This window comes from Streptomyces venezuelae, assembly GCF_008642335.1.
Taxonomy (GTDB): domain Bacteria; phylum Actinomycetota; class Actinomycetes; order Streptomycetales; family Streptomycetaceae; genus Streptomyces; species Streptomyces venezuelae_F.
The window spans coordinates 5530807-5544008 of sequence record NZ_CP029191.1; the positions used below are offsets into that span (position 1 = coordinate 5530807).

12 protein-coding genes are annotated in these 13202 nt (G+C 69.1%); all 12 read left to right on the plus strand.

The genetic code is table 11. The features are described from left to right. Nucleotides 1-56 precede the first annotated feature (56 nt). The 12 genes from thrB (at nt 57) to atpB (ending at nt 13183) form a co-directional block, all read left to right on the plus strand. The gene (gene thrB / locus DEJ49_RS25160) at nt 57-974 is read left to right on the plus strand and encodes a homoserine kinase (RefSeq protein WP_150186226.1); all 918 of its coding nucleotides are present in this window, start codon (nt 57-59) and stop codon (nt 972-974) included. Between the two features lie 393 nt (nt 975-1367). After that, a complete protein-coding gene (gene rho, locus DEJ49_RS25165; RefSeq protein WP_150186227.1) occupies nt 1368-3449 on the plus strand; it encodes a transcription termination factor Rho in 2082 nt (693 codons plus the stop codon). 318 nt (nt 3450-3767) lie between these two features. Continuing rightward, nucleotides 3768-4880: an LCP family protein gene (locus tag DEJ49_RS25170; protein WP_150186228.1), complete on the plus strand. Its 1113-nt coding sequence runs from the start codon at nt 3768-3770 to the stop codon at nt 4878-4880. Between the two features lie 142 nt (nt 4881-5022). After that, nucleotides 5023-5244: a 50S ribosomal protein L31 gene (gene rpmE / locus DEJ49_RS25175; protein WP_150186229.1), complete on the plus strand. Its 222-nt coding sequence runs from the start codon at nt 5023-5025 to the stop codon at nt 5242-5244. Nucleotides 5245-5359: 115 nt separating this feature from the next. Then, a complete protein-coding gene (prfA, locus tag DEJ49_RS25180; protein ID WP_150172249.1) occupies nt 5360-6436 on the plus strand; it encodes a peptide chain release factor 1 in 1077 nt (358 codons plus the stop codon). A 37-nt stretch (nt 6437-6473) separates the two neighbouring features. Then, on the plus strand, nt 6474-7319 hold the full coding sequence (prmC, locus tag DEJ49_RS25185; protein ID WP_150186230.1) for a peptide chain release factor N(5)-glutamine methyltransferase: 846 nt from the start codon (nt 6474-6476) through the stop codon (nt 7317-7319). A gap of 58 nt (nt 7320-7377) precedes the next feature. Then, nucleotides 7378-8025 carry an L-threonylcarbamoyladenylate synthase gene (locus tag DEJ49_RS25190; protein WP_150172252.1) on the plus strand — a complete coding sequence of 216 codons (648 nt, stop codon included), beginning with the start codon at nt 7378-7380 and terminating at the stop codon, nt 8023-8025. Further along, nucleotides 8022-8672 carry a protein-tyrosine-phosphatase gene (locus DEJ49_RS25195; protein WP_150186231.1) on the plus strand — a complete coding sequence of 217 codons (651 nt, stop codon included), beginning with the start codon at nt 8022-8024 and terminating at the stop codon, nt 8670-8672. The genes DEJ49_RS25190 and DEJ49_RS25195 overlap by 4 nt, the downstream gene beginning before the upstream one ends. 50 nt (nt 8673-8722) lie before the next feature. Beyond that, nucleotides 8723-9982, plus strand: a complete 1260-nt coding sequence (glyA, locus tag DEJ49_RS25200; RefSeq protein ID WP_150186232.1) for a serine hydroxymethyltransferase — start codon at nt 8723-8725, stop codon at nt 9980-9982. Between the two features lie 130 nt (nt 9983-10112). After that, nucleotides 10113-11426 carry an MraY family glycosyltransferase gene (locus DEJ49_RS25205; protein ID WP_150186233.1) on the plus strand — a complete coding sequence of 438 codons (1314 nt, stop codon included), beginning with the start codon at nt 10113-10115 and terminating at the stop codon, nt 11424-11426. A 260-nt stretch (nt 11427-11686) separates the two neighbouring features. Then, nucleotides 11687-12136 carry a hypothetical protein gene (locus DEJ49_RS25210; protein ID WP_150186234.1) on the plus strand — a complete coding sequence of 150 codons (450 nt, stop codon included), beginning with the start codon at nt 11687-11689 and terminating at the stop codon, nt 12134-12136. A gap of 276 nt (nt 12137-12412) precedes the next feature. Continuing rightward, on the plus strand, nt 12413-13183 hold the full coding sequence (gene atpB, locus DEJ49_RS25215; protein WP_150188459.1) for a F0F1 ATP synthase subunit A: 771 nt from the start codon (nt 12413-12415) through the stop codon (nt 13181-13183). Nucleotides 13184-13202: the final 19 nt, after the last annotated feature.

Sequence of the window (13202 nt, forward strand, 5' to 3'; positions counted from 1 at the left end):
CGTACCGAAAATACGCAGCCTCAAAAAACACGCAGCTCAAGGAGAGTCATCGAGCGATGGCCGGTCCCGCGTTCCGCGCCGCCGCCGTCCGGGTGCGCGTCCCCGCCACCAGCGCCAACCTCGGTCCGGGCTTCGACGCCCTGGGCCTGTCGCTGGGTCTGTACGACGACGTCGTCGTCCGGGTGGCCGACTCCGGCCTGAACATCGACATCGCCGGCGAGGGCAGTGAAACCCTCCCGCGCGACGAGTCGCATCTGCTGGTGCGCTCCCTGCGCACCGCCTTCGACCTGCTCGGCGGACAGCCGCGCGGCCTCGAGATCGTCTGCGCCAACCGCATTCCGCACGGCCGTGGTCTCGGCTCGTCGTCCGCCGCCATCTGCGCCGGCATCGTCGCCGCCCGCGCCGTGACGATAGGCGGCGAAGCCCGGCTCGACGACGCCGCGCTTCTTGAGCTGGCCACCGAGATCGAGGGCCACCCCGACAACGTCGCCGCCTGTCTGCTCGGCGGCTTCACGCTCTCCTGGATGGACGGGGGCACCGCCCGCGCGATCAGGATGGAGCCCGTCGATTCCATCGTTCCGGTGGTTTTCGTCCCCGGAAAGCCCGTCCTCACCGAGACGGCCCGCGGCCTGCTGCCGCGCACCGTCCCGCACGTCGACGCGGCCGCCAACGCGGGCCGTGCGGCCCTGCTCGTCGAGGCCCTGACCAGGCGCCCCGAGCTGCTGCTGCCCGCCACCGAGGACCGTCTCCACCAGGAGTACCGCTCGCCCGCCATGCCGGAGAGCGCCGCCCTCGTGGAGCGGCTGCGCGCCGACGGCGTGCCCGCGGTGATCTCCGGCGCGGGACCCACGGTCCTCGCGCTGGCCGAAGACAGTGCGGCCGACAAGGTCGCACGACTGGCGGGAGAGGGCTGGGCGGCCAACCGCCTGGAGCTCGACGCCTCGGGCGCGAGCGTGCTGCCGCTCGCACCCTGACGGAGTGGACGAAGGGATTCGGGGTGTCCCGATCCTGAGAGGGGGAATGTTTGTTGGATCCGGTAGTGTTAATCTCAAGTCTGCACCCGACCTCACCATGGCGAGGTGCTTTGTGTCCCCGTCCGGGACAACCATTCTTCCGGGAGCCTCCCAAACTGCTTCGTGCCCCGCACTGAGCAGTCCTGAGCACGCTCCGGAACCGGCGTGACCGAGCCGCGTGACACCGCACTTCAGTGGCACCGCACCGGGAATCGCCATCACCAATGAATTCTTCCGCCGCGTTGGCGGACCACCGCCCCGGCACGGTCCACAGAATGCAAGGACCGACCGCCGGACAGCACAACCGGTCGCCGAGCCAGACAGGCCGACGTCCGCTCCAGGGAAGGACCCTTCGTGAGCGACACCACCGATCTGATGGGCGTGACTGCCGACACGCCCGCCACGGACGCCTCCGCGGCGCCTGCCACCGGTGCTTCGGCCGGGTCGAGGCGGCGCCGCGGCACCGGCCTCGAGGGCATGGTGCTGGCGGAACTGCAGCAGGTCGCATCGGGCCTTGGGATCAAGGGCACCGGGCGCATGCGCAAGAGCCAGCTGATCGAGGTCATCAAGGAGGCGCAGGCAGGGGGCGGAGCCCCGGCGAAGAGCGCCGCCTCCTCGGGGGACACCACCGAGACCAAGCCCAAGCGCCGCGCCACCTCGAAGGCCCGCACGGGTGAGGACGCCGAGCCCGCCGCCAAGGCGAGCGCCCCGGCGAAGGCCGCGAGCGGCAAGTCCGACGCCAAGGCCGACAAGTCCGCGGCCCAGCAGCAGATCGACATCCCCGGTCAGCCCGCCGCCCGCGCGAACGAGGGCGAGCGCGGCGGAGAGGACCAGCAGCCGGCCGAGCGCCGTCGCCGCCGGGCCACCGCCGACGCGGGCAGCCCGGAGACGGTCGCCGCCGAGGCGAAGGGCGACGCCTCGGGCGACGCGTCCGACGACAAGGGTGCCAAGGGCGACAAGGGCAACGACGCCTCCGGCGACAACGGCGAGGGCCGTCGCGAGCGCCGTGACCGGCAGGGCCGCGGCCGTGACCGTGACCGCGACCGCCGCGGCAACAAGGGCGACGACCAGCAGGGCGGTGGCCGTCAGGACCGCTCGGACCGCCAGGACCGTCAGCAGCAGGGCGGCGGGCGGCAGGACCGCCAGGACCGCCAGCAGCGGGACAACGGTCCGCAGGATGACGACGACTTCGAGGGCGGGCGCCGCGGACGCCGCGGGCGCTACCGCGACCGCCGTGGCCGTCGCGGCCGCGACGAGCAGGGCTTCGGCAACGAGCCGCAGGTCTCCGAGGACGACGTCCTGATCCCCGTCGCGGGCATCCTGGACATCCTCGACAACTACGCGTTCATCCGTACGTCGGGCTACCTCCCCGGCCCCAACGACGTCTACGTCTCGCTGGCCCAGGTCCGCAAGAACGGTCTGCGCAAGGGCGACCACGTCACCGGCGCGGTCCGGCAGCCCAAGGACGGCGAGCGCCGCGAGAAGTTCAACGCGCTCGTGCGCCTCGACTCCGTCAACGGCATGGCACCCGAATCCGGGCGCGGGCGGCCGGAGTTCAACAAGCTGACGCCCCTTTACCCGCAGGACCGGCTCCGCCTGGAGACCGACCCGGGCGTGCTGACGACCCGCATCATCGACCTCGTCGCGCCCATCGGCAAGGGCCAGCGCGGTCTGATCGTGGCCCCGCCGAAGACCGGCAAGACCATGATCATGCAGGCGATCGCCAACGCGATCACGCACAACAACCCCGAGTGCCACCTGATGGTCGTCCTGGTCGACGAGCGTCCGGAAGAGGTCACCGACATGCAGCGGTCGGTGAAGGGCGAGGTCATCTCCTCGACCTTCGACCGCCCCGCCGAGGACCACACCACGGTCGCCGAGCTCGCCATCGAGCGCGCCAAGCGCCTCGTGGAGCTGGGCCACGACGTCGTCGTGCTGCTCGACTCGATCACGCGTCTGGGCCGTGCGTACAACCTCGCCGCCCCGGCCTCCGGCCGCATCCTGTCCGGTGGTGTCGACTCGACCGCCCTCTACCCGCCGAAGCGCTTCTTCGGTGCCGCGCGCAACATCGAGGACGGCGGCTCGCTGACCATCCTCGCCACGGCGCTCGTGGACACCGGCTCGCGCATGGACGAGGTCATCTTCGAGGAGTTCAAGGGCACCGGCAACGCCGAGCTCAAGCTCGACCGGAAGCTCGCCGACAAGCGCATCTTCCCGGCGGTGGACGTCGACGCGTCCGGCACCCGCAAGGAAGAGATCCTGCTCGGCTCCGACGAGCTCGCGATCACCTGGAAGCTGCGCCGCGTGCTGCACGCGCTCGACCAGCAGCAGGCGATCGAGCTGCTCCTGGACAAGATGAAGCAGACGAAGTCGAACGCCGAGTTCCTGCTGCAGATCCAGAAGACGACGCCGACGCCGGGCAACGGCAACGACTAGTCGTCCTCAGCAGTCCGCAGGGCCGCCCCGTCACAGCTGTGACGGGGCGGCCCTTTTGGTGCGCGATGCGACCAGGGAGAGACCTTGGCCACACACCTAAGAGATTCTCACGGTCACGTGCAGTAGTCCTGTGGCGGAAAAAGCCGCAGGTGAGGCCTGAAATCGTGGGCCGGGGGTACACGGGCGGTCACTGCCGGTGTCGGGGGCGCTCACAAAGCCCTGTGCAACCCTTCAAGCGGTTTTGCCGTCTGACTAGTGACGACACACCGATCCGACCCTGAAAGCAGGGGGTAGCCGAGCGACGGGACTGAGGAGCGCATGACCGACGAGAGCAGGACCGCCGACGCGCCGAAGCGCGGCAAGCGGGGCCGCCGCCGCAAGCCGCGGAGTACGCGCAAGAAGGTGCTCGTCGTCACGGCCTGGACCGCCGCGGGTGTGGCCGTCCTCGGAGGCACCGGCCTCGGTTACGTGTATTTCAAGCTCAACGGCAACATCAAGGGCGTCGACATCAACGCCGCTCTCGGCACGGACCGCCCCCTGGACGTCGACAACGGCTCCCAGGACATCCTCGTCCTCGGCTCCGACTCGCGCTCCGGCGACAACGCCAAGTACGGCAAGGACGAGGGCGCCGCCCGCTCGGACACGGCGATGATCGTCCACGTCTACAAGGGCCATAAGAAGGCCAGCGTCGTCTCCATACCCCGCGACACCCTCATATCCAGGCCGGACTGCACGTCCGAGGACGGGAAGACGGAGCCCGGCGGGCAGCGGCAGATGTTCAACACGGCGTACGAGGTCGGGGGCCCCGCCTGCGCCGTCAAGACGGTCGAGAAGATGTCCGGCATCCGGATGGACCACTACGTAGAGGTTGATTTCACGGGCTTCAAGAAGCTCATAGACACCCTCGGCGGCGTCGACATCACCACGAAGAAGGCCATCCACGACAAGGACAGCCACCTCGACCTGGATGCCGGCACCCACACCCTCGACGGCGAGCAGGCCCTCGGTCTGGTCCGCACCCGGCACGGCGTCGGCGACGGCAGCGACCTCGGCCGCATCCAGCTCCAGCAGGCCTTCATCAAGGCCCTCCTCGACCAGGTCAAGGACGTCGGCGTCTTCAGCAACCCGAAGAAGCTGTTCGACCTCGCGGACGACGCGACCAGCGCGATCACCACCGACTCCGACCTGAACGACGTCAAGTCCCTCGCGGGCTTCGCCAACGGACTCAAGGGCATCGGCGCGGGCGACATGAAGATGGTCACGCTGCCCATCCAGTACGACCCGAACGATCCCAACCGCGTGCTTCCCCTGGAGAAGGCCGACCAGCAGGTCTGGGACGCCCTCCGGGCCGACCGGTCCATACCCAGGTCCGCCACGGAGAAGTCCGCCGGCGACAAGGGCGACGCGGGCGACGTGGTGGCGAGCCACTGATCCGGAGCGGTCCGGAATAGATCGGCCTCTACCCCGGTTTTGGGAGATACGGCCTGTCCTGGCAGACTGGTACGTCGGCCCCGGTTCACGTACGAGCAATCCGCGCGTACGACCCGGCGCCCTCCCGAAACTAGGAGACACCTTGAAGCGCGACATCCACCCCGAGTACGTCGAGACCCAGGTCAGCTGCACCTGCGGCGCCGAATTCACCACCCGCAGCACGATCTCCAGCGGCACCGTCCGTGCCGAGGTCTGCTCCGAGTGCCACCCGTTCTACACGGGCAAGCAGAAGATCCTCGACACCGGTGGCCGTGTGGCCCGCTTCGAGGCCCGCTTCGGCAAGGCCGGCTCCGCCAAGAAGTAGCGAGCCACTGCGCCGGTCGTCGGCCGCCCTCACGAGGGGGTGGCCGGGACCGGCGCTTTTGCCGTCCCGCAGCCAATTCGCGGAGAACCACCGCGCAGAAGACCAGGAGCCCCCGATGTTCGAGGCGGTCGAGGAACTGATCGGCGAGCACGCCGATCTCGAACGGAAGCTCGCGGACCCGTCGGTCCACGCCGACCAGGCCAACGCGCGCAAGCTCAACAAGCGCTACGCCGAGCTGACCCCGATCGTCGCGACGTACCGCTCCTGGAAGCAGACCGGGGATGACATCGAGACCGCGCGCGAGTTCGCGGCCGACGACCCGGACTTCGCCGCCGAGGTCAAGGACCTGGAGCGGCAGCGCGAGGAGATCACCGAGAAGCTGCGGCTGCTGCTCGTGCCGCGGGACCCGTCCGACGACAAGGACGTCATCCTGGAGATCAAGGCGGGCGCGGGCGGCGACGAGTCCGCCCTGTTCGCCGGTGACCTCCTGCGCATGTACCTGCGGTACGCGGAGCGCGTCGGCTGGAAGACCGAGATCATCGACTCCACCGAGTCCGAGCTCGGCGGCTACAAGGACGTCCAGGTCGCCGTGAAGACCAAGGGCGGCCAGGGCGCGACCGAGCCCGGCCAGGGCGTCTGGGCGCGCCTGAAGTACGAGGGCGGCGTGCACCGCGTGCAGCGCGTGCCCTCCACCGAGTCCCAGGGGCGCATCCACACCTCCGCGGCCGGTGTCCTCGTGACGCCCGAGGCCGAGGAGATCGACGTCGAGATCCACGCCAACGACCTGCGCATCGACGTGTACCGCTCCTCCGGGCCCGGCGGCCAGTCCGTCAACACCACGGACTCCGCCGTCCGCATCACGCACCTCCCCACCGGCGTCGTCGCCTCCTGCCAGAACGAGAAGAGCCAGCTCCAGAACAAGGAGCAGGCCATGCGTATTCTGCGCTCCAGGCTCCTCGCGGCGGCCCAGGAAGAGGCGGAGAGCAAGGCCGCGGACGCCCGCCGCAGCCAGGTCCGCACGGTCGACCGCTCCGAGAAGATCCGCACGTACAACTTCCCGGAAAACCGGATCTCGGACCACCGCGTCGGCTTCAAGGCGTACAACTTGGACCAGGTGCTCGACGGCGAACTCGACCCGGTCATCCAGGCCTGCGTCGACGCCGACTCGGCCGCCAAGCTCGCTGCCGCGTAAGCACACCCGCTCGTACGACCGTCCACGGAGGACCAGCGTGAACCTGCTGCTCGCGGAAGTGGCCCAGGCCACCCAGCGGCTGGCCGACGCCGGCGTGCCCTCGCCGCGCAACGACGCGGAGGAGCTCGCCGCCTTCGTGCACGGCGTGAAGCGGGGCGAGCTGCACTCCGTCAAGGACTCCGACTTCGACGCCCGCTACTGGGAGACCGTCGCGCGCCGCGAGGCCCGCGAACCGCTGCAGCACATCACGGGCCGGGCCTTCTTCCGGTACCTGGAGCTGCAGGTCGGTCCCGGTGTCTTCGTGCCGCGCCCGGAGACCGAGTCCGTCGTCGGCTGGGCCATAGACGCCGTCCGCGCGATGGACGTCGTCGAGCCGCTCATCGTCGACCTGTGCACCGGCTCGGGCGCCATCGCCCTCGCCATGGCGCAGGAGGTCCCGCGCTCGCGGGTGCACGCCGTGGAGCTGTCCGAGGACGCCCTGAAATGGACGCGGAAGAACGTCGAGGGGTCCAGGGTCGAGCTCGTGCGGGGCGACGCCAGGGAGGCCTTCCCCGAGCTCGACGGGCAGGTCGACCTCGTGATCTCCAACCCGCCGTACATCCCGCTCACCGAGTGGGAGTACGTCGCGCCGGAAGCCCGTGACTACGACCCCGAGCTCGCCCTCTTCTCCGGCGAGGACGGCCTGGAACTGATCCGCGGCATCGAGCGCACCGCGCACCGCCTGCTCAGGCCCGGGGGAGTCGTCGTCATTGAGCACGCGGACACCCAGGGCGGCCAGGTCCCGTGGATCTTCACCGAGGAACGCGGCTGGGCCGACGCGGCCGACCACCCCGATCTCAACAACCGCCCGCGCTTCGCCACCGCCCGCAAGGCGATGCCGTGACGACAGCCCTGACGACCCAGATCATCAGTGTCAGCTTTTCAGTGAGGAGTCCGGACTAATGGCACGGCGATACGACACCAACGACGCGACCGACCGTACGACCGGTCTGCGCGAGGCCGCGTCCGCCGTCCGCCGCGGCGAACTGGTCGTGCTGCCCACCGACACGGTCTACGGCATCGGCGCCGACGCCTTCTCCCCGGAGGCGTGCGCCGACCTGCTGGACGCCAAGGGCCGCGGCCGCAACATGCCCACGCCCGTCCTGATCGGCTCACCGAACACGCTGCACGGCCTGGTCACCGACTTCTCCGAGATGGCCTGGGAGCTCGTCGACGCCTTCTGGCCGGGCGCCCTGACCCTCATCGCCAAGCAGCAGCCGTCCCTCCAGTGGGACCTCGGCGACACCCGCGGCACGGTCGCCATCCGCATGCCGCTGCACCCCGTCGCCATCGAGCTGCTCACCGAGGTCGGCCCGATGGCCGTCTCCTCGGCCAACCTCACGGGACACCCCGCCCCCGAGGACTGCGACGCCGCGCAGGAGATGCTCGGCGACTCCGTCTCCGTCTACCTGGACGGCGGCCCGACCCCCGGCATCGTCCCGTCGTCGATCGTCGACGTCACGGGCAAGGTGCCGGTGCTGCTGCGCGCCGGCGCACTCGACGCGGACGAGCTGCGCAAGGTGGTACCCGACCTCGAGGTGGCGAATTGACAGCCCCTGAGACGGGGCGTGGCATAGCGGGCTTCCCGGGCTCTGCGGACTCCTTCCGCATCCTCCACGTCAGTACCGGCAACGTGTGCCGCTCACCCATCACCGAGCGGCTGACCAGACATGCCCTGGCCGACCGCCTCGGCGACCCCCTCACCGGCGGTCTCATCGTGGAGAGCGCGGGCACCTGGGGCCATGAGGGCGCGCCCATGGAGACCAACGCCGAGACGGTCCTCGCCGACTTCGGCGCGGACCCCACCGGCTTCATGGGCCGCGAGCTCCTCGACGACCACGTCATCCGCGCCGACCTGGTGCTGACCGCGACCCGCGACCACCGGGCGCAGGTCATCTCCATGGGCCACTCGGCGGGCCTGCGCACGTTCACGCTCAAGGAGTTCACGCGGCTCGTACGGGCCATAGACATGACGACGCTGCCGGACCCGGACGGCGGAGTGGTGGAGCGGGCCCGCGCCCTGGTGCGGGCCGCCGCCGCGCTGCGCGGCTGGCTCCTCGCGCCGAACGTGGAGGCCGACGAGGTGTACGACCCGTACGGGGCGCCCCTGCCGTTCTTCCGGTCGGTGGGCGACGAGATCAACCAGGCCCTCGACCCCGTGGTGACGGCGCTGACCGGGGTGCCCGCGCACATGTAGCGGCCTACATTGGATCTGAGGTCACCCCTGCACAGGCCCCGGAGCCCACGATGTCGCTCAGCACGGTCAGCACCGCACCGCTCGCACCCACCTCCTACACGGACCTCGAAGGGCTGCGCAGGCAGGACCCCGAGCTGGCCGAGATCCTCGCCGCGGAGGCCGCCCGGCAGGCCGACGCGCTGCAGCTGATCGCCGCCGAGAACTTCACCTCGCCCGCCGTCCTCACCGCGCTCGGCTCGCCGCTCGCCAACAAGTACGCGGAGGGCTATCCGGGCGCCCGGCACCACGGCGGCTGCGAGCTCGTCGACATCGCCGAGCGGATCGCCGTCGACCGGGCCAAGGCCCTGTTCGGCGCGGAGCACGCCAACGTACAGCCGCACTCCGGCTCGTCCGCCGTCCTCGCCGCGTACGCCGCGCTGCTGCGTCCCGGCGACACGGTCCTGGCGATGGGCCTGCCGTACGGCGGTCACCTCACGCACGGTTCGCCCGCGAACTTCTCCGGACGGTGGTTCGACTTCGTCGGGTACGGAGTGGACCCCGAGAGCGGCCTCATCGACTACGACCAGGTGCACGCCCTCGCCCGCTCGCACCGGCCCAAGGCCATCGTCTGCGGTTCGATCTCCTATCCCCGGCACATCGACTACGCGGCCTTCCGAGAGATCGCCGACGACGTGGGCGCGTACCTCATCGCCGACGCCGCGCACCCCATGGGCCTGATCGCCGGGGGAGCGGCGCCGAACCCGGTGCCGCACGCGGACGTCGTCTGCGCGACGACACACAAGGTCCTGCGCGGCCCGCGAGGCGGCCTCCTGCTGTGCGGGACGGATCTTGCGGAACGGATCGACCGGGCCGTCTTCCCGTTCACGCAGGGCGGCGCACAGATGCACACGATCGCCGCCAAGGCCGTGGCGTTCGGCGAGGCGGCCACGCCGGCGTTCACGGGGTACGCCCATCAGGTGGTCCGCAACGCACGCGTTCTGGCCGAAGCGCTGGCTGCCGCGGGCTTCGCCGTCACGACCGGCGGCACGGACACGCATCTGATCCTGGCCGATCCGACCCCCTTGGGGGTGGACGCCCACACGGCCCGCGGCCGCCTCGCCGCGTCCGGGATCTTCCTCGACACCTGCGCCCTGCCCCACGACGACACCCGCGGCCTGCGCCTCGGCACGGCGGCGGCCACGACCCAGGGGATGGGCCCCGCGGAACAGGCGCGCATCGCGGGACTGCTGGTGGAAGCGGTGCGCGAGGACACGAACGTACGAGACGAGGTACGCGCGCTGGTGGGAGAATTTCCGCCGTATCCGTCCTAGCCAGGGGCGGTCGGGTCAGAGGGCGACGGAGAGTCGTGCAACCATCGTCGCTACCCGTAAGTCCCCAACCGTATGCGCGCAAAGCTAGGGTGTGGGGCTGAGATGGCCAGCGAGACCTGTGGGGAAGCCCGTGCGTGAATACCTCCTGACGCTCTGCATCACGGCCGCGGTGACCTACCTGCTGACCGGCCCGGTGCGGAAGTTCGCGATCGTGGCCGGCGCCATGCCGGAGATCCGCGCTCGTGACGTGCACCGGGAGCCCACACCGCGGCTCGGCGGGATCGCGATGTTCTTCGGTCTGTGCGCCGGGCTCCTCGTCGCCGACCACCTGCCGAACCTCAACGCGGTCTTCGAGAACTCCAACGAGCCGCGCGCGCTGCTCTCCGGGGCGGCGCTGATCTGGCTGATCGGCGTCCTGGACGACAAGTTCGAGATCGACGCGCTCATCAAGCTCGGCGCCCAGATGATCGCCGCGGGCGTCATGGTCATGCAGGGTCTGACGATCCTGTGGATCCCGGTGCCCGGCGTCGGCACGGTCTCGCTCACGTCCGGCCAGGGCACGCTCCTGACGGTCGCGCTGGTCGTCATCACGATCAACGCCGTCAACTTCGTCGACGGGCTCGACGGTCTCGCCGCGGGCATGGTGTGCATCGCGTCCGCCGCGTCCTTCATGTACGCCTACCGCATCTGGTACGGCTACGGCATCGAGGCAGCCGCGCCCGCCACGCTCTTCGCCGCCATCCTCATGGGCATGTGCCTCGGCTTCCTGCCGCACAACATGCACCCCGCCCGCATCTTCATGGGCGACTCCGGTTCGATGCTCATCGGGCTCATCCTCGCGGCGGGTGCGATCTCCGTCACCGGACAGGTCGACCCCGCGACGATGAAGCTGAACTTCGGCACCGGGCGTGACGCGACGCACGCGATGCTCCCCGTCTTCATCCCGCTCCTGATGCCGCTCACGATCATCGCGATCCCCTTCGCGGACCTGGTCCTCGCGATCGTGCGGCGCACCTGGAACGGCAAGTCGCCGTTCGCCGCCGACCGCGGCCACCTCCACCACCGGCTCCTGGAGATCGGCCACTCGCACAGCCGCGCGGTGCTGATCATGTACTTCTGGTCGGCGCTCATCGCCTTCGGCACCGTCGCGTACTCGGTCCACTCGACGAGCATGTGGATCCTGCTGCTGATCGTCGCGCTCAGCGCGCTGGGCCTCGTCCTGCTCCTGCTGCCGCGGTTCACCCCGCGCACCCCGCGGTGGGCCGAGGCGTTCGTGCCGCCGCGCTACCGCCGCCGCCGTGCCGCTGCCGCCGCGGAACTGGCCGCCCAGGACGCGACGCCGGTGGAAGAGGAGGTTCCGGTGCCCGCGGGCGTCAACGGAGCGACCGCGATCGGCGCCCGTTCGCGCTTCCAGGAGAGGCGAGAGGCCGAGTCGTCACGTTGACGCGCACCTCGAAATCGCTCCATTACCAGACAAATTGGCGCTCTGGATGCACAGACGCGCAGATTGCTTCTCATGTGTGACAGTCGGCACACCCAAGAGGTAAAGACCTCATCAAATAGTTTGTGATACGGTTCACGAGATCCCGGGATAGAGCCGAAGGACCGTAGTGCGACGGTCCATTGGCCCGAGGGACCCTCTCGACCCGGGTCTACGCTCGTCCATGACGACACCCTGCCCCCATCAGTAAGCGGAGCGCCGCCATGCCGTCTCAAGACGCCCGAAATCTCCTTCAGTCCGCCGTGCCCACGGCTGCCGTCGGCGCGATCGTCGCCGTCGTCAGCGGTGTCGTCGCCGGTGGCAAGGGGGCGATCGGAGCGGTCGTCGGCACCGCGGTCGTCATTGCCTTCATGGGGCTCGGTCTGTTCGTCCTGCAGAAGACGGCGAAATCGCTTCCACAGCTTTTTCAGGCGATGGGCATGATGCTCTACGTCGCCCAACTCTTGCTGCTCCTCGTCTTCATGGGTCTGTTCAAGGACACCACGCTCTTCAATCCGAGGGCCTTCGCCGCCGCACTGGTCGCGGCGACCATCGTGTGGATGGCCGCACAGGCGCGTGCGCACATGAAGGCGAAGATCCTTTACGTCGAACCCGACTCCGAAAGCGACTCCTCCAAGAAGGACAAGCCGGAGAAGTCGGGGTCGTCGACGTGAAGGGTAGGGGCGGGATAAATGGCCGTTCGAGATGCTGCTATCGTCCGGTGCCAACTGCGGCACTGCGGGCGCGGGCATCTGAGCTGACGCCTGCACAATCGCGAGGCTCGATGCCTGAATGCCGCTCACACTTCCGAAACACCAGTCCGGTGCCGACCCGCGGCCGCGCGCCGCGCCGACACGACAACGAGGTTGCCGTACCTATGCGTCACGCCGAAGGAGCCCGCGGTGAGTGCTGACCAAACTGAGCTCGCCTTTGACTGGAGCTGTCGGATCATGTCCGACAACGGCTGTGGCTTCCCGGCTCCGGGCCTGCACTCGTTCCTTTTCAAGCCGATGTTCACTGTCGGCGGGTTCGAGTTCAACAAGGTCATGCTGCTCGCCCTGATGACCACGCTCGTCGTCGTCACCTTCTTCTACGTGGCGTTCGGCAAGGCCAAGGTCGTTCCGGGCAAGCTGCAGATGATGGGCGAGGCCGGCTACGACTTCGTACGCCGCGGGATCGTCTACGAGACGATGGGCAAGAAGGACGGCGAGAAGTACGTCCCGCTCATGGTCTCGCTGTTCTTCTTCATCTGGATCATGAACATCTGGTCCGTGATCCCGCTGACCCAGTTCCCGGTCTCGTCGATCATCGCCTACCCGGCGGTGCTCGCGGCGGTCGTCTACCTGGTCTGGGTGCCCCTCACCTTCAAGAAGCACGGCTTCGTGGGCGGCTGGAAGAACATCACCGGGTTCGACAACTCCCTCGGCCCGATCAAGTGGCTCGTGTCGTTCATCGAGTTCTTCTCGAACCTGCTGGTGCGCCCCTTCACGCACGCCGTGCGACTCTTCGCCAACATGTTCGCCGGTCACCTGATGCTGGTGATGTTCACCGTCGCCTCCTGGTACCTCCTGAACAGCTGGATGATCCCGGCCGCCGGTGTCTCCTTCGTGATGACCATGGCGATGATCCTCTTCGAGCTTTTCGTGCAGGCCGTCCAGGCGTACGTCTTCGTGCTCCTTGCCTGCTCGTACATCCAGGGCGCTCTGGCCGAGCACCACTGATCGCCCTCACGCAACCCCC

Excerpts from the sequence above, each read along its gene's own strand:
- thrB (WP_150186226.1), top strand. The coding sequence starts at position 57 with ATGGCCGGTCCCGCGTTCCGCGCCGCCGCCGTCCGGGTGCGCGTCCCC.
- DEJ49_RS25170 (WP_150186228.1), top strand. The coding sequence starts at position 3,768 with ATGACCGACGAGAGCAGGACCGCCGACGCGCCGAAGCGCGGCAAGCGG.
- prfA (WP_150172249.1), top strand. The coding sequence starts at position 5,360 with ATGTTCGAGGCGGTCGAGGAACTGATCGGCGAGCACGCCGATCTCGAA.
- DEJ49_RS25190 (WP_150172252.1), top strand. The coding sequence starts at position 7,378 with ATGGCACGGCGATACGACACCAACGACGCGACCGACCGTACGACCGGT.
- glyA (WP_150186232.1), top strand. The coding sequence starts at position 8,723 with ATGTCGCTCAGCACGGTCAGCACCGCACCGCTCGCACCCACCTCCTAC.
- DEJ49_RS25210 (WP_150186234.1), top strand. The coding sequence starts at position 11,687 with ATGCCGTCTCAAGACGCCCGAAATCTCCTTCAGTCCGCCGTGCCCACG.
- atpB (WP_150188459.1), top strand. The coding sequence starts at position 12,413 with ATGTCCGACAACGGCTGTGGCTTCCCGGCTCCGGGCCTGCACTCGTTC.